At 68.2% G+C, this 20,964-nt stretch carries 11 protein-coding genes; 6 read left to right on the plus strand and 5 right to left on the minus strand.

The features are described 5' to 3' along the window. Positions 1 to 1,461 (minus strand): tetratricopeptide repeat protein (locus KF903_RS00005; RefSeq protein ID WP_291209553.1); only part of this gene is annotated, 1,461 nt, incomplete at its 3' end. Positions 1,462 to 1,774: 313 nt separating this feature from the next. Between KF903_RS00005 and KF903_RS00010 the strand changes: the two genes are divergently transcribed. Further along, entirely contained in the window at positions 1,775 to 3,721 is a 1,947-nt protein-coding gene (locus tag KF903_RS00010) for a hypothetical protein (RefSeq protein WP_291209555.1), read from the plus strand. Positions 3,722 to 3,926: 205 nt separating this feature from the next. Continuing rightward, positions 3,927 to 5,924, plus strand: a complete 1,998-nt coding sequence (locus KF903_RS00015; protein ID WP_291209557.1) for a hypothetical protein — start codon at positions 3,927 to 3,929, stop codon at positions 5,922 to 5,924. A gap of 90 nt (positions 5,925 to 6,014) precedes the next feature. On the opposite strand, the gene KF903_RS00020 is transcribed toward KF903_RS00015, so the two are convergent. Further along, entirely contained in the window at positions 6,015 to 8,432 is a 2,418-nt protein-coding gene (locus KF903_RS00020; RefSeq protein WP_291209559.1) for a penicillin acylase family protein, read from the minus strand. A 350-nt stretch (positions 8,433 to 8,782) separates the two neighbouring features. Between KF903_RS00020 and KF903_RS00025 the strand changes: the two genes are divergently transcribed. Both KF903_RS00025 and KF903_RS00030 read left to right on the plus strand, forming a co-directional pair. After that, complete coding sequence (locus KF903_RS00025; RefSeq protein WP_291209561.1) at positions 8,783 to 13,201, plus strand: GEVED domain-containing protein; 4,419 nt, start codon at positions 8,783 to 8,785, stop codon at positions 13,199 to 13,201. 291 nt (positions 13,202 to 13,492) lie between these two features. After that, on the plus strand, positions 13,493 to 15,472 hold the full coding sequence (locus KF903_RS00030) for a GEVED domain-containing protein (protein ID WP_291209563.1): 1,980 nt from the start codon (positions 13,493 to 13,495) through the stop codon (positions 15,470 to 15,472). 147 nt (positions 15,473 to 15,619) lie between these two features. Here KF903_RS00030 and parC read toward each other — a convergent pair whose 3' ends face one another. Then, complete coding sequence (gene parC, locus KF903_RS00035; RefSeq protein ID WP_291209564.1) at positions 15,620 to 17,860, minus strand: DNA topoisomerase IV subunit A; 2,241 nt, start codon at positions 17,858 to 17,860, stop codon at positions 15,620 to 15,622. A 294-nt stretch (positions 17,861 to 18,154) separates the two neighbouring features. Between parC and KF903_RS00040 the strand changes: the two genes are divergently transcribed. Further along, positions 18,155 to 18,985, plus strand: a complete 831-nt coding sequence (locus KF903_RS00040) for a hypothetical protein (protein WP_291209566.1) — start codon at positions 18,155 to 18,157, stop codon at positions 18,983 to 18,985. A 36-nt stretch (positions 18,986 to 19,021) separates the two neighbouring features. Further along, a complete protein-coding gene (locus tag KF903_RS00045; protein WP_291209568.1) occupies positions 19,022 to 19,402 on the plus strand; it encodes a DUF805 domain-containing protein in 381 nt (126 codons plus the stop codon). Positions 19,403 to 19,488: 86 nt separating this feature from the next. Here the strand turns inward: KF903_RS00045 and cfa are convergent, their stop codons facing one another. Both cfa and KF903_RS00055 read right to left on the minus strand, forming a co-directional pair. Next, complete coding sequence (cfa, locus tag KF903_RS00050; RefSeq protein WP_291209570.1) at positions 19,489 to 20,607, minus strand: cyclopropane fatty acyl phospholipid synthase; 1,119 nt, start codon at positions 20,605 to 20,607, stop codon at positions 19,489 to 19,491. Between the two features lie 40 nt (positions 20,608 to 20,647). Then, positions 20,648 to 20,962 (minus strand): DUF190 domain-containing protein, encoded by a 315-nt coding sequence (locus tag KF903_RS00055; RefSeq protein ID WP_291209572.1) that lies wholly within the window; start codon positions 20,960 to 20,962, stop codon positions 20,648 to 20,650. Between the last annotated feature and the right edge of the window lie 2 nt (positions 20,963 to 20,964).

A 20,964-nucleotide genomic window follows, 5' to 3' on the forward strand; every position in this document is an offset into this window, starting at 1 on the left:
TGGTTGACCGACCTCGCGCGTGGTGTCAGACGGCTGGAAGCAACGCGGCAACGTCGCGATCGCCTCGGAAAAATGCCCACGCAAGGTCGCTGGCAGCACCACACGGTCGGCGATGAGGTAGTCGATCCACGGCGCGCCCGAGCTGCCCGGATAGGCAAACCAGGCGACCTGCAGCGGTGCGGGCCGCAGCGCCAGCGTGTGGGCCACGCTGCCGCCGCCGTAGCCACGCAGGTCGATCAGCACATCGAGGTCGTGCGCGCGGATCGACTGTGCGAGTGCGAGCGGACCGGCGCCGTCGCATTGGTGCAGGCGCGTCGCCGCGCGCAGGCGGGCGCGGATCGGGCCGGCATCATCGGCGCTGGTGGCGAACAGATGCAGGTCGACCGCGTGTTCGCGCAGCGCCTCGATCGCGGCCACGCAGAGCAGTCCGGTCGGGTGGTCGCCAAAGCCGTTGGATACGAGGCCGACGCGCAGCGCGGTGTCGCGCGCGCGCACCGGCGGTGGCGCCAGTTGCGCGCGCAGTGGCGCCATCCGCGCGGCGATGTCGCGCGCGGCATTGCGTGCGCATTGCAGTTGCTCGGCGGCACTGGCCGGTTCGGCGAGAAAGCCGAACGGTGCAATGCCGCCGACCCCGGCTGCCACGCGTTCGCGCACGGCCTGCGACAGCGCATCGAGGTCGCGCCAATCGCACAGCTGCCGGCGCAGGAACACGAGCTGGCCGAGTGCCGGGTGCAGCATCGGATCGAGCTGCAGCGCGTGCGCCTGCGCGTCGGCAGCCAGCGCCAGTTGCTTGCGTTGCTCGGCGATGAGGCCGAGCTCGTAGGGAAAGCGCGCATCGTGCGGCGCGAGCTGGCGACCTTGCGCATAGGCATTGAGCGCGCCGTCGGCATCGCCGCGGGCGGCGCGCAGTTGGCCCAGCAGCAGCAGCGCATCGGGATGCCCCGGTGCCAGCGCGCGCGCCCGCTCGAGTGCGGCTGCGGCGGCATCGACCTCGCCCAGTTCCAGGCGCAGGGCGGCGAGGTTGAGCCAGGCGCCCACATGGGCGGGCGCGAGCTGGGTGACGCGCGTGTAGGCAGCGACGGCGCCGGCGGGATCGCCGGCCGCGCGACAGGCATTGCCGAGGCCGTTGAGCGCCGCTGCCTGCGTGGGTTCGATCGCGAGCGCGCGGCGGAAGGCGGCCGCTGCGGCGCCTGCATTGCCGCTGGCCAGTTCGATGCTGCCGAGGTTGCACAGGATCGGCACGTCGCCCGGCGCGCGTGCCTGCGCGGCCAGGATCGCCGTGCGCGCGGCGTCGAGCTGGCCGCTCTGCAGCAGGGCCAGTGCCTGCAGGCGCAGCGGCTCGGCGGCCTGTGGATGGTGCTCGTGCAGCCGCGCGCTGCGCTGCGCTGCCGCGGCGAACTCGCCGCGCTCGAGCAGCCCGGCGATCGCGGCGAGCTCGACGACCGGCACGATCGCGTTCACGGGTCGGCGCGGCCGCCGGCGCGCGCGGTGTGGCTGAAGTCGATTCGCATCACGAATGGGTCCCGCAACGGTGACTTGGAAGTGCAGTTATACCGATGGATGCCATGCTCGGTCCCCACGTGCCGCAAACGACTGTATTTCCATGAGCCGACTGCATGGCGCCATTGCGCGATCGATCCGCGCATCCCTAGACTCGGCAGCTTGGGGCGCGCCACCGCGGCCAGCCACCGACGACGGGCGCTGCGCAACCGGCCAGCGGTCCGTCGACAGGCTTGCTTCTTGTGCGTCCGCCATTGGTGATCCGTCCATGACCATGACCCGCCTCCTTCGCCTCGCCCCGCTGCTGCTGGCCTGCCTGGCCCAACTCGCGGCGGCGACCGACCTCGCGCCGAACGACTGGTTGCATCTGTCCGAGCGCCTGAGCGGTGGTCGCAGCGTGGATTTCACGCCGCATGGCACGCAACCGGGCCTGGTCTATCCGCTGCAGAGCTCCGATGATTGCAGTGCCTGTCATGGCGCCGACAGTACCTCGCCGACCGATCCGACGCTCAAGTACCGCCCGCACGCGGCGTGGGCCGGCTCGATGATGGCCAACGCGATGCGCGATCCGCTGTTTCTCGCCGCGCTCGACGTCGCCAACCACGACGTGCCGGGCGTGGGCGATTTCTGCCTGCGTTGCCATACCTCCAACGGCTGGTACGCGGGGCATGTGGTCAAGCAGGGCTTTGGCCTGCCCGCCAACGACGTGACGCTCGGGGCCGCGGCCTGCCTGCTCGAAGGCAGTTACGACGCCCCCGATGGCTACAGCGATTACAGCGGCCTGAGCTGCCACTTCTGCCACCGCAACATGGCGCAGGGACCAGGCGGCGCGCCAATGCCCGGCAACGGTGCGGCCTGGCTCGACGACAGTGATTGCGGCGGTGCGGGCGAGCCGTGCCGGCGCGGACCGTATACCTACACCGGCGTGACACCGCCGCATCCATGGCAGTACTCGCCGCTGCACACCCAGAGCGCGATGTGCGGCCAGTGCCACGATGTCACCTCGCCCGACACCGGCAGCGGGCCGCTCAAGACGCTCAAGCTCGCCGACGGCACCGATACCGGCGTGCCGTTCCCGATCGAGCGCACCTTCAGCGAATGGCAGCGCAGCAGTTACGCGGGCGGTGGCCAGGCGCAGACCTGCCAGGGCTGCCACATGCCGATGAGCGAGGATCCTAACGCCAGCGCCTGTGGCAATCCGGGTTATCCGAACCGTTCGGGCACGCTGGCCGTGCACGCCTTCGCCGGTGGCAATACCTGGATTCCGGCTGTGCTCAAGGGCGAATACGACGACACCGAAGGGATCCCTGGCTCGTGGAATGGTCTCCAGCGCGGCAATTCCTTCGACCAGACCGTCGAGTGGGCGCGGCAGATGCTGCAGTCGGCGGCGACCCTGCAGGCCACGATCACGAGCCTGGTTGCGCCGGGATCGGGGAGTCCGGGCTCGATCGGGCTGCAGGTCAAGGTCACCAACCGCAGCGGCCACAAGTTTCCGAGCGGCTACAGCGAGGGTCGGCGCGCCTGGCTCAACGTGCGCGTCCACGACCGCTACGGCAACCTTCTCGTCGAGAGCGCGGCCTATGACGGCGCGACGGCAGTGCTGACCCATGATGCTCAGGCCCGCGTGTACGAGGTGCTGCAGGGCATCTGGAACTACAAGGGCGGTGGCAACTGCGACACGACCGACCTCGGCAACCAGCCCATGTTCCATTTCGCGCTGAGTGATTGCATCGCCAAAGACAACCGCATCCCGCCGTTGGGGTTCACCCCGGCCACCGCGGCCGACCCGCAGGGCTACGAGGTGCGTCCGGTCGCGGCGAGCTATCCCGAGACCACGCCGGGCTCGGGCGTGCTCGTCAACCACGACCTTGTGCCGTACAGCTTCGTCCTGCCGGCCGGCGCGATGGGTCCGTTCACGGTGCAGGCGCGGCTCTACTACCAGACCTCGAGCCGCGACTACATCGAGTTCCTGCGCCGCGAGGCCCAGGTCAACGCGTTCGAGGGCGAGAACCAGATGTGCGCGGACGGTCCCGGTCGGCCCTACGTGGTCGGTCCCAAGGACCGCACGCGCGGCGAGTACCTGTACCAGTTGTGGAACAACGCCGGCAACGATGCGCAGCAGCCCGGCTACGGCAAGTCGCCGCCCGAGGCGATCGCCTTCGACAGTGCGATCAGTGACAACGACCGCATCTTCCGCGACGGCTTCGACGGCGGCGCCTGAGCGACGGCCACGCCACGGCGTGGCGATGCGCGTTGGCGCAGCGCAACTACCCACGCCGGTTGCCGCGTGCTAGTTTGCTTTGCTTGTGTGTCGCCAGCCAGCGCTGCGGGCGGCGGCCACGACGGCTTGTGCGCCGGCGCATGCCTGCCTGCGGGCAGGCAACCGGCCTGCACTCCACAACCAGACGTTCGGGGTAGTCAATCCAATGAAAATGCAACTGCTTGCCGCCGCGCTCGCGGCGATTCTCCTGCCGGCCGTTGCCGACGCCGCCAAGACAGCCCAGGCCGACGAGGCGCGCGCGTCCGTCGCGGCGCCGCAACAGTTGTGGGCCGCGTGGGGCGGCACCCTGGAAGTGCGCTGGAACCGGGACCTGGCCAAGGATCTGGGCCTGACGATCTCCAAGCCCAGCGATGCCCTGCCGGGCCTGAGCCAGCGCGGGCGCGATCGGTTCAGCGTGCGCGCCAACGGCGGCATCGAGTTCCATGTCGTCGGCGGCTACTTCCGCGGCTTCGACGGCGGCAAGCTGCAGGCGGTCGGCGGCTATACGATGCGCCTGCCCAACGGCGAGATGGTCGACTACACCGATTTCAGCCTCGTCGCCAACGCCAAGGATCCGCTGGTGCTCGACTTCGTCGGTCGCGATGGCCAGGTGTGGTTCTACGTCGACCGCATGATGTACGAACTGCTCGACCACGACAGCGTGCTGTCGGTCGGCACGATGGACATGCGCATCGCGCCGGCGTTCGCCCAACGCATCGGCCATCCCGAAGTGGCCGACTGGCCGATCGCCGATCTGGCCATGACCACCGATGTGCAGACCCAGGGCAGCGGCGCGATGCCGCTGGCGACCTCGCCCCACTGGCATGGCACGGCAGCGCCCAATGGCGGCACCTGGCAGGCCGACCTGTTCATGAAGACGTTCAGCATGATCTACAGCCGCTGCAGTGATTGCAGCGGCAACAACGGCAGCGGCAAGGTCGTGTTCACGCCGAGCTCGACGCTGCAGAACAACGTCAATGCCGGCAGCATCGAAACCACGATTCCGGGTCAGGGCGACCGTGGCAAGAGCACCGCGCTGTGGGCGGCGAGCGTGCCGTGGTATGCGAAGTTCAGCGGCAGCAATCCGCCCTATGGCAATGACCAGCACCCGTTCCTGATCTGGAACATGTACCGCATCAATGCCGATGGCAGCATCGAGCAGATCGGCCGTTCCGGCGTCAAGCACGCCTGGCTCACCACCAACGGCGGCTGCATGGATTCGAGCGACCATGATTCGCACATCCTTGGCCGCGGCTGCACCGATACCTACAGTTCGGGCAACAACGACACCAACTCCGATCTCGGGCCGCGTTCGGAAATCGTGCCGGCAGCCGGCATCTGGGGACGCTGCGGGTCGATCTACGATCCCGGTTGCGTCGGCAGCCTGACCGCCAGTCCGAACGGCAGCTGGGATCAGCGCATGGTCGTGCGCGAGAGCCAGATCAGCGCGACGCGCAACCCCGGCGCGAGCTATCTGTTCGAGTCCTGGTACATCGCGCGCGATGACATCAACCCCTACAACTCGATGGGAACCGTGGTCGGCACGCCGACCTGGGCCGGCGCGGTCTGGGCGCCAGGCAACAGCAGCGGCTACAAGCTCGGTCCGGCGATCGACCGCTGGGTCGATCCGGTCAACCCGCCGGCCAACGCGAAGAACAGCGAACTGGTCACCAGCGAGGGTCGCGTCAAGGTTGCGGTCAAGGCCACCCATATCGGCACCAACCGCTGGCGTTACGACTACGCCGTCATGAACATCGACTTTGCGCGCGCGGTGACCTCGGGCAGCAATCCCAACATCCGCGTCCAGAGCAACCAGGGCTTCGACGCGTTCAGCGTGCCGGTGCCGACCTCGTCGCGCACCACGGTGTCTTCGGGACGCGTGGGTGAGGTCGATATCGGCTACTTCTGGCGGGCAGCGGTGACCGATGGCGTCGCCAGCTGGACCAGCAACCCGGGTGCGATCGGTGTCGGCACCGGCAGCACGCCGCCCGGTGTCGTGCCGCGCACGCTCGACTGGGGCACCATGTACTCGTTCACGCTGATCTCGACGCGCGCGCCGGTCGAAGGTACCGCCACCTTGCACGTGGCGACGGCAGGCACACCGAGCCAGTACACCGTCACCACCTTGGTGCCGGGTGCCAACGCGCTGCAGCTGGGCAAGTGAGCGGCTGCATCTGAGCGACCATGCGCGCGGGCCATGGATGGCCCGGCGGAGGCACCGGTCGAGCGCGTGGGCGCGGACCTGACGCCACGCTCAGGGCGTCAGCTCGAGCACGTGCCGCGTCGGACCGGGCAGGAACGGAGTCGGCCTGCCATGCACCCAGTCCTCGTGGCCGGCACCGTACCACGGCGACAGCGGATGGCCGCCCTGGCCACCCGGCATCATGAAATAGCCGTGCGCCTCGTCGCCGGGCATGACCGCGAACCGCTCCGAAGCGCCGAAGTCGGGCGCCTGCACGCGCGGCATGTTGGCATCGCCCGGCAGCGGCTCATGCGGCATGTCGAGCCAACGCGCGATGAAGGCCGGCAGCACGCGCGAGATCGGATGGTCGATGCGCGCCGTGTTGCGCTCGCCCCAGTTGCTGGCCGCGATCCCGCCCGGTTGGCGTGCCAGTTCGGCGCCGACCTGGTCGCCCGCAGCGAGCAGGACGGCGTCCCAGTCCGCTGCCGATGACGGCAGCAGGTGTGGCGGTCGCTCGTGCAGCAAGGTCCAGGCGAGGTATTCGCCCTGTGGCAGGCGTGGCGCGGCGAAGTCGGCAAAGCGTGCGCGGGCTGGCGCATACCAGGCATCGAGCAGGCGCTCGATCACCGCGTTGCGCCAGGCGCGCACGAGGCGGTAGGCCACCGATGCCGTGTCGGCGCGGCCGTCCCAGTCGCCGAGCGCGCGGCGCATCGAGTCGCGCAGCGGCGTGGTGGGCGCCGCGGCGAGCGTGACCTGCAGCAGGTCCTTCCAGCGCTCGAGAAACAGCGCGCGGTCGTCGAGCTGGATTGCGAGCAGGTCACGCGGCGCAAAGCGTTCGCGCGCGCGCAGGTCGTCGCGGATCTGGCCGGCGCGCGCCCCGAGGTCGTAGCCGGCATCGCCGAGCACGGCGAGTTCGGGCGCGGCGACGATGCGCTGGTTGGCGGTCCAGATGCGGTCGTCGGCCGGATCGCGCAGCACCGGATAATCGTGCCCGGCAAGCCAGCCGTCCCAACCGGTGTCCGCTTGCGACCAGTCCGCCGGCAGTTGCGGGTCGTAGCCACCGCGCCGCTGCGGGATGCGGCCGGCGATCGTCCACGCGATGTGCCCGTCGCGATCGCCGACCAGCAGGTTCTGGGCCGGCATGCCACTGTCGTGCGCAATCGCCAGCGCCGCATCGAGCGAGCGCGCCGTCTCCATGCGGCCGATGCCGACATCGATGCCGCCGGGCTGCTGTGCGCTCCAGGCCAGTGCCAGCGGCGTGCCATCGACGTCCGTGGCCAGGATCGGGCCCCAGTGCGTCTCCTCCACGCGCAGGTGTTCGTCGCTCGAGCGCGCCACCTTGATCACTTCGTCGTGCACGCGCAGCGCTTGCCAGCCGGTTGCGGTGCGGTAGCGGCCCGCATCCGCCGGATCGCGCTGCACGCGCACCCAGTCGACGGCGTCGATCTCGCTGTTGGTGAAGCCCCAGGCGATCGTGCCATTGCTGCCGACCACGATCGCGGGCGCGCCGGGCAAGGTCGCGCCGTTGGCGTCGATCATCAGCGCAGGATTGGCCGGATCGGGGTAGCTGAGCCGCGCGCGGAACCAGATGTTGGGCACGCGCAGGCTGAGGTGCATGTCGTTGGCGACGAGCGCGCCAGCGCCGGTCAGGCTGCCCGCGACCGCAAAGCTGTTGCTGCCTGGCACCAGCTCACCGACCGGATCGTGGCCGTCCGCGACCAGCGCGGCGACCGTGGCGCCCGTCGTGGTCGGTGGCGGTGTCGCTGGCAAGGCGTGCAAATCGAACTGCGCCTCGGTCGGCACGGGTGGACGCGCCAGTGCCGCGCCGGTCAGCGGCGCGTCCCAGGGACCGCCGGTGGCGGTCAGGAACGCATAGGCCGCCGCGGGCAGGCTCGCATGCAATTGCGCCAGCGCGAGCTCGCGCCTGTTCTGCGCATCGTTGAGCGTGAAAGCCATCGCCGCGACCACCAGCAAGGTGTCCTCGCTGCGCCACGGCGAGGGCGTGGCGCGCAGCAGGAAGTACTCGAACGGGCGTGCCGACAGATCGGCCAGGCCGGCGTTGACGCCATCGCGATAGGCCTCGATGAGTGCGCGCTGCTGCACTGGCAGCGCGGCGAACGCCGCCTGCAGGCGCGCGCGCATGCGGTGCGCGCGAGCGCGACGATCGGCCGGCAGCGCCAGCGGACCGAACAGTTCGGCCAACTCACCGGCAGCGCTGCGCCGCGCCAGGTCCATGCCGAACCAGCGTTCCTGGGCGTGCACGTAGCCCAGTGCCCATGCCGCATCGGGGCGACTGCCGGCGCGGATCGTGACCGTGCCCAGTGCATCGCGCTCCACGCGCACGGCCGCGGCGACGCCGCTGCCACTGCGCAGACCGTCGGCGCGCGGCAGGCTGGCGCGCAGTGCAAGCCACGCAGCGGCGAGCGCGGCGAGCGCCACGAGCAGGAGGAAAATTGCGCTGCGGCGCAGCGTGGTCTGGATCGAAGCCATGATGGAAACCGGTTGGCGCGCGCAGTTGCAGGCATACCCGAGCCAGAGGCAGCGACGATGGCGCGGGCGCGAGGCACTGCCCGCACGTCGGCTGCGCGACGCACGGTGTTGCCGCGCAACACTCCGTGCAAGCTGAACGCGGGTTGTATGGTTGGCGTGAACCCGACTATAGTACCCGGACGGAGTCGGGAGTCTTTGCTGCAAGCGCTGGGGCTTTGCCGCACACACCGTAACGGGTCGTTTTGATTGGCGCAGGTCGTGACGTCAGTGGATCACCGTTGAGCCAGTGACCAATCCGTACGCGCCTTCAGTCGACCATTCACTTGGCAGACGACTGGGGAGTGTTCCCGATGAAGTCATTGAGTACCGCGTTGTTCGCATTGGTAGCCGCCTCGGGCATCGCCCAGGCCGGCGTCACCAAGGACGAAATCGCGCGCAAGGCGCAGCAACAAGCCGCGCTGCTTGCCGCAAGTCCTTCCATCGACCTGCTGCGGCTGACCGATGGTCAGTTGCAGCCTTTCAGCGTCACCGCGCCGACGGCGAACTGCGACAGCGCCACGCCAGACGTGATCATCCATGACGATGGCGTGGCCGAGAATGGCTACGGCTGGAACGCGAGTGCCAACGTCGGTCGTCAGGGCGACAAGTTCACGCCGTTGGTGTATCCGGCCACCGTCGGTACGGTGTGCATGGCGTTCATCACCAACGCCGGTGTCACTTCGTTCAACTTCGACATCGCGGTCTACGCCGACGATGGCAGCGGCGGCGCTCCCGGCACCGAGCTCGGACGCATGACCTTCGTCGGCCACCCGATGAACATCACCGGGGTGCCGGCGACGCCGACCTTCGAGGCCTTCGACATCTCGAGCATGGCGCTCAACATCGGCTCGGGCAGCGTCTACATTGCCACCGAGTGGAATGCGGCGGTCGAACCGGCCGGCGTGTTCATTGCGGCCGACCAGAGCACCACGACGCCGCTCAATGGCGGCTACCAGCGTGCCAACGCGGACCCATGGGCGCCGATCGTCTCCACGCGCGCGGACTATCGCGCATTGTTCATCCGCGCCACGATGCCGAGTGCAGGACCGGGCGCGCCCTCGCTCAGCAAGGCGTTTGCGCCGACCCAGGTGCTGGCGGGCGTGCCGAGCACGCTGACGATCACGCTCAACAACCACAGCCAGCCGACCGCGGCGGTGCTCAGTGCCGATCTCGTCGACACGCTGCCGGCGGGCCTCGTCGTCGCCGCCAGCCCCGATGCGGCCACGACCTGCACCGGTACGCTCACGGCCAACGCTGGTGCCGGCACGGTGACGCTGGCCAGCGGTGCGCAGATCCCGGCCAGTGGCGGCTGCACGATCACGGTGAAGGTGACGAGCGCAGCCAACGGCAGCTACCCCAACACGATTCCGGCCGGCGCGCTGCAGACCCAGCACGGCAACAACGCCAATCCGGCGAACGCCACGCTCACGGTCGGTTACACCTTCCCGCAGCCGTATCCGCCGGTCACGTTCCCGAGCGCCGTCGAGCCGATCACGCACGTCGTGTTTGCCGGCATCGACAACACGACGTCTCCGACCGTCAACGGCACGCCGGCGCTCGAGAACTTCACCGCGATCAGCGGCAACGTCGCGCCGGGCGGCACCTTCCACATCAAGGTGGAAGGCAATACCAACGGCAGCTTCACCACCAAGGTGAACGTGTTCTTCGACTGGAACCAGAACGGCGCGTTCGACGCAGGTGAGGAAGTCCAGCTCGGCGATCTCGTCAATTCGACTGGTGTCGACGGCAAGACCGTCGAGGCCGACATCACGGTGCCCGTGACGGCGCTGTCGGGCAGTACGCGCATGCGCGTGATGAAGAAGTGGAATGCCTATGCCGCGCCGAACAACAGCGCCGGTTATGGCCAGGCCGAGGATTACACGCTCAACATCGCTCCGGCCACCACCGCGCCGACCGTCGCCAAGGCGTTTGTGCCAGCACAGGTGGCGGCGGGTGATCCGAGTACACTCACGATCACGCTCAACAACCTTGACAACACCGCCGATGCGGAGTTGCTGTCGGATTTCACCGACACCTTCCCGCCCAACGTGGTGGTGGCTGCAACACCGAATGCCGCGACGACCTGCGTCGGCGGCACGGTCACCGCAGCCGCCGGCAGCGGTTCGGTCACCTTGGTTAGTGGCGCGAAGATCCCTGGCAGCGGAAGCTGCACCGTCACGGTGGACGTGGAATCCGCGGTCAACGGCACCTACACCAACACGATCCCGGTCGCGGCGCTGCATACCGACATGGGCGACAATCCGTTCGCGGCCAGCGCCAACCTCAAGATCGGCTTCACGTTCCCCGAGCCCTATTGCGCCTTCAACGTCACGAGCAACGTCGAGCCGATCACCCACGTCGTGTTCGATGGCATCGACAACACGACGTCTCCGACCGTCAACGGCACACCGGCGCTCGAGGACTTCACCGCGATCGTCGGCAATGTCGCCCCCGGTGACACGTTGACGATGACGCTGCAGGGCAATTCCGATGGCAGCTTCACGAACTACTTCATGGTGTACGTCGACTGGAACCACGACGGCGATTTCGCCGATGCGGGCGAAAGCTATGCTGCCGGCAGCATCACCAACTCGACCGGTACCGACAGCCAGCAGGCCGTGAGCAGCATTGCCGTGCCGGCCGGCGCGTTGCTTGGTCCGACGCGGATGCGCATCACCAAGAAGTACAACTCGGCGACCGCATCGGCCTGCGAAAGCGTGAGCTACGGCCAGGCCGAGGACTACACCCTGCTCGTGAGTCCGCCGACCCCGAAGGTGGCCAAGGCGTTCAGCCCGAGCTCGGTCCAGGAGGGCGGTACCAGCGTGCTGACGATCACGTTGACCAACCCGACGGCGGCCAACGCGACGCTGACGGCGCCGCTGGTGGACACCCTGCCGGGTGACCTCACGGTGACCGCGGCGTCGACCAATTGCGGCCTCATCATCGGTGGTGGCGGTATGGTGCCGAGCGCAAACTCGATCACCCTGCCTGCCGGCGTCGTGCTGCCGGCCGGTGGCAGCTGTGCGATCACGGCGACGGTGCAAACCGCTACGCCGGGTACGTACGTCAACACGATCGCGGCCGGGGCGCTGCAGACCGACCAGGGCAACAATGCACTGCCGGCCACGGCGACGCTTACGGTCACACCAACGCCGCCGCCGCTGGCGACGTTCACGCCGGGCTCGTTCGCATTCACGGTTGCCGTGGATGCCACCGCGAGTGACACCCTGACCATCGCCAATGGTGCGGGGCGCCTGCCGCTGACGTTCTCGATCGACAGCCGCGACGTCATGCGTCCGCGCGCACGTGCCAGTGCCTTGACCGCGCGCGCCACTGCACCGCGCGTGAACCTGCAGCCCGTGAGCCTGGCCGCCGGTGGTCGCTCGGGTGGCAGCAGGCACGCTGCGCCGCTCTACAACCCGCTGGCGACCTACACCTTCCAGTGGGACGACGGAAGCTACGAGGACTCGATCGGCCTGGGCAGTTCAGCGGCCGGCACCGAATCGGGTGCGGTGTGGATCAACCGCTTCGCGGTGACCGAGGCAGTGACGATCGACAGCATCTCGATCATGTGGCCGACGCAGTCGAGCGGCAGCATGGTCGGTCTGCAGCCCAACCTCGTCGTGTACTACGACGCCGATGCCGATGGTGACCCGTCGAACGCGGTGCGTGTGGGCAGCGACCAGCTCGTGACGATCGCGAGCGAGGACGCGTTCGAGACCTACACCACGAACTTCGTGGTGCCCGGTGCGGGCGACGTCTACGTCGGCTTCGTCGACCAATGGGCGCTCGCAGGCGGTTACACGCCGCGTTACTACCCGGCGGCGATCGATCAAGACTCGGCCAGCGCTGGCATGTCGTGGGTTGCCGGCGCCGGCACCCCGCCGACCGATGTCGACAACCTCGGCAACAACAGTCTCATCGGTGTGATCGACAGCTTCGGTCTGGCTGGCAACTGGCTCATCCGCGCGACCGCGACCAGCGGTGGCGGCAGCACCTGCACGGGTGCGGTGCTGAGCTGGATGAGCGCGAGCCCGGCCAGTGGCACGGTCAATGGCGGCGCCAGCACCGCGGTGACGATCACGGTCGATCCGTCTGCCGGCAGCCTGGTCCCGGGCAGCTACAGCGCCGAGTTGTGCATCACCACCAACGACCCGACTCATGGGCTGGTTGCCATCCCGGTCAGCGTGACCGTCACTCCGGGTGACTACATCTTCTGCAGCGGCTTCGAGGATGGCGAAACAGGCGCCTGCCCGCTGCCCACGGCGGGTGGTGGCGACATCGTCACTGGCATCATCAACCAGCCGCTGGTGCAGGATGGTGACGGCAGCACGTTCGACTTCGTGACGGGCCAGTTCGGTACCTACGATGCGGGGCGAGTGGATGACATCAACATCTACGACTTCGGCTCGGGCATGTATGTGTACTGGTACGGCGACATGGCGTCGCTGGCGGTCGGTGGCGTGGTCGACGCGGGCGGCACGGAGTTTGCGGTGCTGCACTCGGGCGACACGATCGGTCCGGCCTCGACGATCAGTGCCGCGTCGATTCCGATGGCGAACTGGATCGGTGGTACCGACGGTTACATCGGCATCGCGTTCGAGAACGAGGACACCGGCGAGCTCAACTATGGCTACATCCACATGACCACGGGTTCGCCGGACGGCTATCCGGCGCAGTGGCTGGAGTACGCCTACGACAAGACCGGCGCGGCGATCACGATTCCCTGATCACGCGACATCCGGTTTCACTTCGACGGCCCCGGCAAACGGGGCCGTTTTTTTTTTTCGCGCGGCGTTCTGCCAACGTGCTGGCGTCGAGCCGGAGCGTGACCGTCGTTGACGCGTTGCGCAAGACAAGTCGGTTGACGGCCGCAACCGAAAGGGCTATTCAACTGCTTGCAGCGCTGCGTGGCGACGACGCAGCGGCACCCCGCCGAGGTCCGCACTGCGATCGCGTCGGCCATGCGCGGGAGGTGTGTCGCTTCGTCGTGCCGGTGCCACTGTGTGTCGAGGTCAGCGATGTCCGAGCGTGAAATTGCCAGTCTGCAGCGTGACCGGTCGCGGCGCGGGCGGACTCCAACCGTCATCGTCGGGATCCTCATTGGCGGCGTCGTTGCTGCGCTGTGCGCGCCGCCGCTGCCGGCGCAGGCGGCAATGGTCGCGACCACGGCACCGGCGGCGCTGCGCGCCTTTCCCGATCCCTACTGTGCGCTCGCGTTTCCGCAAGGGGTGGAGCCGATCACGCGCGTGGTCGTGAGCGGCATCGACAATACCAGCCCCGCCGCGACCACCGGCAGTGCGCCGCTGGAAGACTTCCTCGCGGTCGGCGGTGGACTCGTCCAGGCCGGCCAGACTTACCAGATCGAGGTGGAGGGCAACACCGACGGCGACTGGGACGACGTCGTCAACGCCTTCATCGACTGGAACCGCAACGGCGTGTTCGACAGCAATGAAGCCTATGCAATTGGCGACATCACGAATTCGACCGGTGTCGACGGCCAGCAGGCGGTGAACACGATCCTGGTGCCGCCCGGCGTCACGCCGGGTGCGGTGCGCCTGCGCGTGATCAAACGCTACAGCGCGGCTGCCACGGCCTGCGAGACTACCGGCTATGGCCAAGGCGAGGACTACACGCTGACGGTTGCTGCCGGTACCACCTATACGGTCACGCCCAGCGTGGGGTTGCCGGTCGGCACGATCTCGCCGAGCGGACCGCAGACGATCGCCGCCGGTGCCGTCGCCACGTTCAGCTTGTTTCCCGCGACGGGCTATCACGTGGGCACGGTCGGTGGAACCTGCGGCGGTACACTCAACGGCAACGCCTACACGACCGCTCCCGTCAGCGCCAACTGCACGGTGGTTGCCAACTTTGCGCTCGACGGTTCACCGGCTGATCCACTGGTCTCGCTCAGCCCGGCGACATTCACGTTCAGCGTGCCGGCCAACCAGGTGACGAGCGCGACGCTCAGCATCGCCAACGCGCTGGGGCATGCGCCGCTGACCTACTCGCTGGCCGCGCGTGAGACCAGCGCGCCGCTCGTGCCGGTGCAGGTCCATGCCGTCGCGGCAAGCGGCATGGGGTTGCCACCGGCGTTGGCGTTGGGTGGCCACGCGGGCGGTGATCCGCGGCCTGCGGCGTGGCTGGCACCGCTGGCCGACTACACGTTCGCACTCGATGACGGCACCTATGAGGACACGGTGGGCGTGGGCACACCCGGTCCGCCAGCCACCGAGTCGGCGGCGGTGTGGCTCAATCGTTTCGCGGTACCCGAGCCCGTCACGATCGACACCATCGCGATCCTGTGGCCGGGCAACTCGAACGGAACGCTGGTCGGCCTGCAGGCCAATCTCGTCGTGTACTACGACGCTGACGCTGACGGCGACCCCAACAATGCCGTGCGCATCGGCGGTGACGAGCTGGTGACGATCGCGGCGCTCGACAGTTTCCAAACCTATCCCGTGCACTTCGTCGTGCCGGGGCCAGGCCATGTCTACATCGGCTTCGTCGACCAGTGGGCCATCGCAGGTGGCTACACGCCGCGACTGTTCCCGGCGGCGCTCGACCAGGGCAGCAGCGCGGGCAAGTCCTGGCTGATTGGTTCGACCGTACCGCCCACCGACATCGACCACCTTGGCAACAATGATCTGACCGGCGTCACCGATCGCTTTGGCATACCGGGCAACTGGCTGATCCGCGCCACGGCGACTGGCAATGGCGGACCGACGCCATGCAATGGGGCGCCGTTGACCTGGCTGACGGCCAATCCGACCAGTGGCACGGTTGCCGGCGGGACCAGCAGCAGCGTGACAGTCACGGTCGATCCGGCGGCGGCCGGTCTTGCGCCGGGCAGTCACGCGGCGGAGCTGTGCGTCACCACCAACGATCCGGTCCATCCGCTGCTCGCGATACCGGTCAGCGTGACGGTCGGCGCCGCCGTGGACTACATCTTCTGCAGTGGCTTCGAGCTCGGCGAAACCGGCGCCTGCCTGCCGCCCTGACCGCAATGCCGGACAGGGCCGGTCCACGCCACTGTCCGCAACCCCGACCCGGGACCTCGCGGCGCGCCGCGAGGTATCGGACGACGCGCGGCGGGCAACCGGGTCGGCTGGTCCGGTGCTGGACCAGCGCGGCGTCCGTCAGCGGCTTCAGCCGGTGGTCTCGATGCGATCCACGCGCTGCAGGCCGCGCGGCAGCAGCGCACCGCGCGTGGCGCGGCTGCCGCCATACTCGACGAGATCGTTCCAGCGCAGGCTGAGCTTGCGCTGACCCGCATACAGGGTCACTTCGCCACTGCCTTCGCTCACCACGGCGATGCCGGCGACGCGCTCACCATCGCCGAGCCTGGCCTTGGGTATCTCGATCAGCTTGTTGCCCTTGCCGCCCTTGTCGAGCTCGGGCAGTTCCGCCACCGAGAACATGAGCAGATGGCCGGCGTTGGTGACGACCACGATGCGATCGCGCGCGGTGTCGGCGACGGCCGCGGGCGCCAGCACGTGCGCCTTGGCGTCGAGACTGACCACCTGCTTGCCGGCCTTCTTGTTGGCGAGGAGCGCCTCGAAGCCGGTGACGAAGCCATAGCCGAAGTCGGTGGCCAGCACGAACTTGCTGGTCGACTCACCGATCGCGAGCGCCTCGAACTGGGCGCCGGCCGGCAGTGTGAAGCGGCCCGTCAGCGGCTCGCCGTTGCCACGCGCCGATGGCAGCGTGTGCGCCGCGGCGCTGTAGCTGCGGCCGCTGGAGTCGAGAAAGGCGACGTTCTGCGTGGTGCGGCCGCGCACGCTCGCGAGGTAGGCGTCACCTTCGCGGTAGCCGAGTTCGCGCGCATCGAGTTCGTGGCCTTTGGCCGCGCGCACCCAGCCCTTGGCGGACAGGATCACGGTGATGGGTTCGCTGGCGACAAGCGCGGTCTGGTCGAGTGCCTGCGCCGCCGCACGTTCGATCAGCGGTGAGCGGCGCGCGTCGCCGTACTTCTCCGCATCCTTGCGCAGCTCGTCCTTGAGCAGGGTCTTGAGTCGCGCCTTGGAACCCAGCACCACATTGATGCGCGCACGCTCCTCCTCGAGCTCGTCACGTTCGGCATTGATCTTCATCTCCTCCAGCCGCGCCAGTTGGCGCAGGCGCGTCTCGAGGATGTAGTCGGCCTGCTCCTCGCTGAGCGCGAAGCGCGCGATCAACGCGGCCTTGGGCTCGTCCTCGTGGCGGATGATGCGAATCACCTCGTCGAGGTTGAGATAGGCGATGCGCAGGCCCTCGAGCAGGTGCAGGCGCCGTTCGACCCTGGCCAGGCGGTGCTGCAGGCGGCGCGTCACCGTGTCGGCGCGGAAGCGCAACCACTCGCCGAGGATCTGCCTGAGGTTCTTCACCTGCGGCTTGCCGTCGAGGCCAATCATGTTGAGATTGACGCGGTAGCTCTTCTCCAGGTCGGTGGTCGCGTTGAGGTGCTGCATCATCTCATCGAGGTCGATGCGGCTCGAACGCGGGATCAGCACGATGCGGATCGGATTCTCGTGGTCGGACTCGTCGCGGATGTCCTCGAGCATCGGCAGTTTCTTCGCGCGCATCTGCCCGGCGATCTGCTCGATGATCTTCGATGGCGACACCTGCCATGGCAGCGCCGTGACCACGGCGTTGCCGTCGTCGCGCCGCCACACCGCGCGACAGCGCACCGAGCCGGTGCCGGTGGCGTAGAGGGCGGCCAGCTCGGCCGCCGGCGTGATGATCTCGGCACTGGTCGGAAAGTCGGGGCCGCGCACGTGCTCGCACAGTTGTGCGACGCTGGCCTCGGGCTCGTCGAGCAGGCGGATGCAGGCGCTCGCCACCTCGCGCAGGTTGTGCGGTGGGATGTCGGTGGCCATGCCGACCGCGATGCCGGTCGAGCCGTTGAGCAGCACATGCGGCACGCGCGAAGGCAGCCACGAGGGCTCCTTGAGCGTGCCGTCGAAATTGGGCGTCCATTCGACCGTGCCCTGGCCGAGTTCGTCCAGCAGCAGTTGCGCCAGCGGCGTCAGGCGCGATTCGGTGTAGCGCATCGCCGCGAACGACTTGGGATCGTCCTGCGAGCCGAAATTGCCCTGGCCGTCGATCAGCGGGTAGCGGTACGAGAACGGCTGCGCCATCAGCACCATGGCCTCGTAGCAGGCCGAGTCGCCATGCGGATGGAACTTGCCGATCACATCGCCGACGGTGCGTGCCGACTTCTTGGGCTTGGCGCCGGCTTCCAGGCCCAGTTCGCTCATCGCGTAGACGATGCGCCGTTGCACGGGCTTGAGCCCGTCGCCGATGAAGGGTAGGGCGCGATCGAGCACCACGTACATCGAATAGTCGAGGTAGGCGCGTTCGGCGTAGTCCTTGAGCGGAATCTGTTCGTGGTTGGCGTGCAGGATCATGGTCGGTTCGATGCGGATGAGGCGGCGCCGCGGCGCGCGTGCAGCCCGTCATTGTGCCAGAACGCCTGCGCGTTCCCGGCCCGTGGGCGGCGCCATCACGCCGCCGGCGGGCAGGGAATCGGGCCGGCGCATGTTCGCTTGGCCGCCGTGCGGTGTTTGATGCAGCGGGGGGCTGGCACCTGCGCGGACGGTTTTCCGTATTGGATCAGGAACGGGCTGCTGCAGGGCGCACACCGGCTGGCGGTGGCATCACGGCGGACCCGACAACGAGCGGAGGGTGGAAGAATGCGAACGATGACGAAATGCCTGGCGGTTTCACTGCTGCTGGCGTGCGGCGGCGCGCTGGCCGACGGTGCAGGGACGCTGTATCACAATGGCAAGGTGACGGCGCTCGAACACGCCTACGCCTGGCCTGGCCCCGATCCGTTCGACAAGACGCGACAGATCACGACGGTGGTGTTCGCCGACCGGCCGATCGACGCCGCCGCGCTGCGCGACGAGCGCGATCGCGGCCACGCGCTGGAGACCATGCTGCGCGGCGCCACCCGTGTCGACCTCAACATCGAAGCCGACGGCAGCGTGCAGAACGTCAACCTGAGGCTGGGCGATACCTTTGGCTCCCAGAGCGGCAGCGGCTGGTACACCCTCGATCTCAAGCGCAACGACGCGCAGCGCATCGAAGGCAGCTTCCGCAGCAACAACGAGTCCGACAAGCAGGACGGCAGCTATTACGACCTGCGCTTCGCCCTCGATCTGCCGGGCCCGGCCGATCCCGGAGTTGCCCTGCCTGCCGGCGGCGGCGACTTGGGCAAGGTTTACCTCGCCCACCTGGCGGCGTTGCGCAAGGGCGATGTGGATGCGCTGGTCGGCACGATGACGCGCGAGCGCGCCGCCGAACTGCAGGCTCACCGCAACGACGCCGACTTCAAGATGATGTTCGGCTTCATCCAGAGCCAGGCATTGCGCGCGCCGAAATACGTCGCCGGCCACGTCAAGGGCGACAGTGCCACGCTCGACTACCAGGGCAAGGATGCCGACGGCAAGGCGGTGGTGAGCACGGTGTCGATGCGGCGCGAGGACGGCGCCTGGAAGGTCGAGAGGGAATCGACGCAGGCCGGCGGCTGACGCTGCCATAGTCCAAACCAACCGGAGCAAGCCAAGATGAGCTGGACCCAACTGCTGTTTTCGTTTGAAGGACGCATCGGCCGCGCGCCGTATTGGTATTTCGTGCTGGCGATGTGCGTGCTGTTCGGCGTCGCGTTCGTGGCGCTCGGTGCGGCGCTGTTCGGCGCGGCCAGCCTGGATACGCAGGCGCCGCCGGCCGGAGTCGGCATGGCCACCGGCCTGTTGCCGCTGCTGTCGCTGCTGCTGTTGTGGCCGAGCCTGGCGATCTGCGCCAAGCGCTGGCACGACGTCGACAAGTCCGCATGGTGGATCCTCATCGCCCTCGTGCCGGTGGTCGGCGGGCTCGTGGCGCTGGTGTTCAACGGCTTCGTCGCCGGCACTGCGGGCGCCAACCGCTACGGCAATCCACCGGCCTAGCACCGCGCGTCCGGCGCCGCGGCCCTGGGACCCTGCGGCAGGCGTGCCCGGGCATGGCTGCGCCTGCCGTTGGTGGACGTGGCCGATCAGCGCGGGGCGCGGTAGCCGCCGTGCACGCCATGCGGGCTCAGCACGAGCTGCCAGAGCTGGTCGCGGCGGGCGCGGAAGGTAGCGGCCGAGGCCGACAGGTAGAAGCGCCACATGCGGCGGAAGCGTTCATCGTAGCGCGATTCAAGCTGTGGCCAGGCGGCGTCGAAGTTGGCACGCCACGCCATCAGCGTGCGGTCGTAGTCGGCGCCGAAGTTGTGCCAGTCCTCGATCACGAACAGTCCTTCGGCGGCGTGGGTGATCTGCGCCGCCGACGGCAGCATCGAGTTGGGGAAGATGTATTTCTCGATCCACGGGTCGGTGCGGTCGGTGGAGACGTTGGAGCCGATGCAGTGCAACAGGAACAGGCCGTCATCGGCCGTGCAACGACGCGCCACTTCGAAGTAGGTGCGGTAATTCTTGACCCCCACATGCTCGAACATGCCGATCGACAGCACGCGATCGAAACGCTCGTCGAGCTCGCGGTAATCCTCGGCGCGGATCTCGATCGGCAAGCCCGCGCAGAGCTCGCTGGCAAAGTGCGCCTGTTCCTGCGACACCGTGACACCGACGCCACTGACACCGTGGCGCTCGGCGGCGTACTTGAGCGCCTCGCCCCAGCCGCAGCCGATGTCGAGCACGCGCATGCCGGGTTCGAGACCGAGCTTGGCGCAGACCAGTGCGAGCTTGGCCTCCTGCGCGGCGTCGAGCCCGGTCGCATCCTTCCAGTAGCCGCAACTGTAGACCAGGCGCTGGCCAAGCATCGCCCGGTACAGCTCGTTGCCGAGGTCGTAGTGGCGTTCGCCGACTTGCCATGCGCGCTGGCCACGCTGCATGTTGAGCACGCGGGCCTTGAGGTGCAGCAACAGGTCGTCGAAGGTGTGCAGCGCTTCGTCCAGACGCGCGTCGAGCAGCTTGAACAGGAAGCCGTCCAGATCCTGCGCATCCCAGGCGCCTTCCATGTAGGCCTCGCCGAGGCCGAGCGAACCATGGGCCAGCACGCGCTCGTACAGCTGCGGGTCATGCACCTGGATATCGGTCGCGGCAGGACCGTTGGCCTGCACGCCCGCCTGCGCGAGCAATCCTTCGACACGATCCCTGGCGGTCATCGCAGTCATGCTGGCGATATTGGCACGCTCGGCGCCATTTAAAGGGTGATCATCCGGTGGTGCCGCAGTCGACGGCGTGGCGCAGGTAGAACAGCGCGATGCGTTCGGCCTCGATCAGGGCCAGCAACTGCGCGGACTGCTCGGCGTCGAGCACGAACTCGACCACGATGGTGGATTGTCCGGCCAGTTCGAAGAAATGCTGCTCGCTCAGCACGCCATGGCGGCCGAACGCTGCGATCGCGCGGAACGCCGAACCGCCGGCGATGCCGAGCGTGCGCGCCTGTTCGAGCAGCCACTCCCAGGTGGGCTGGCCGGCGTGCCGGTTGCTTTCGTGCAGGTAGAGGCGCAACGACCAGGCTTGCATGG

It is taken from the genome of Dokdonella sp. (assembly GCF_019634845.1).
Lineage (GTDB): Bacteria > Pseudomonadota > Gammaproteobacteria > Xanthomonadales > Rhodanobacteraceae > Dokdonella_A.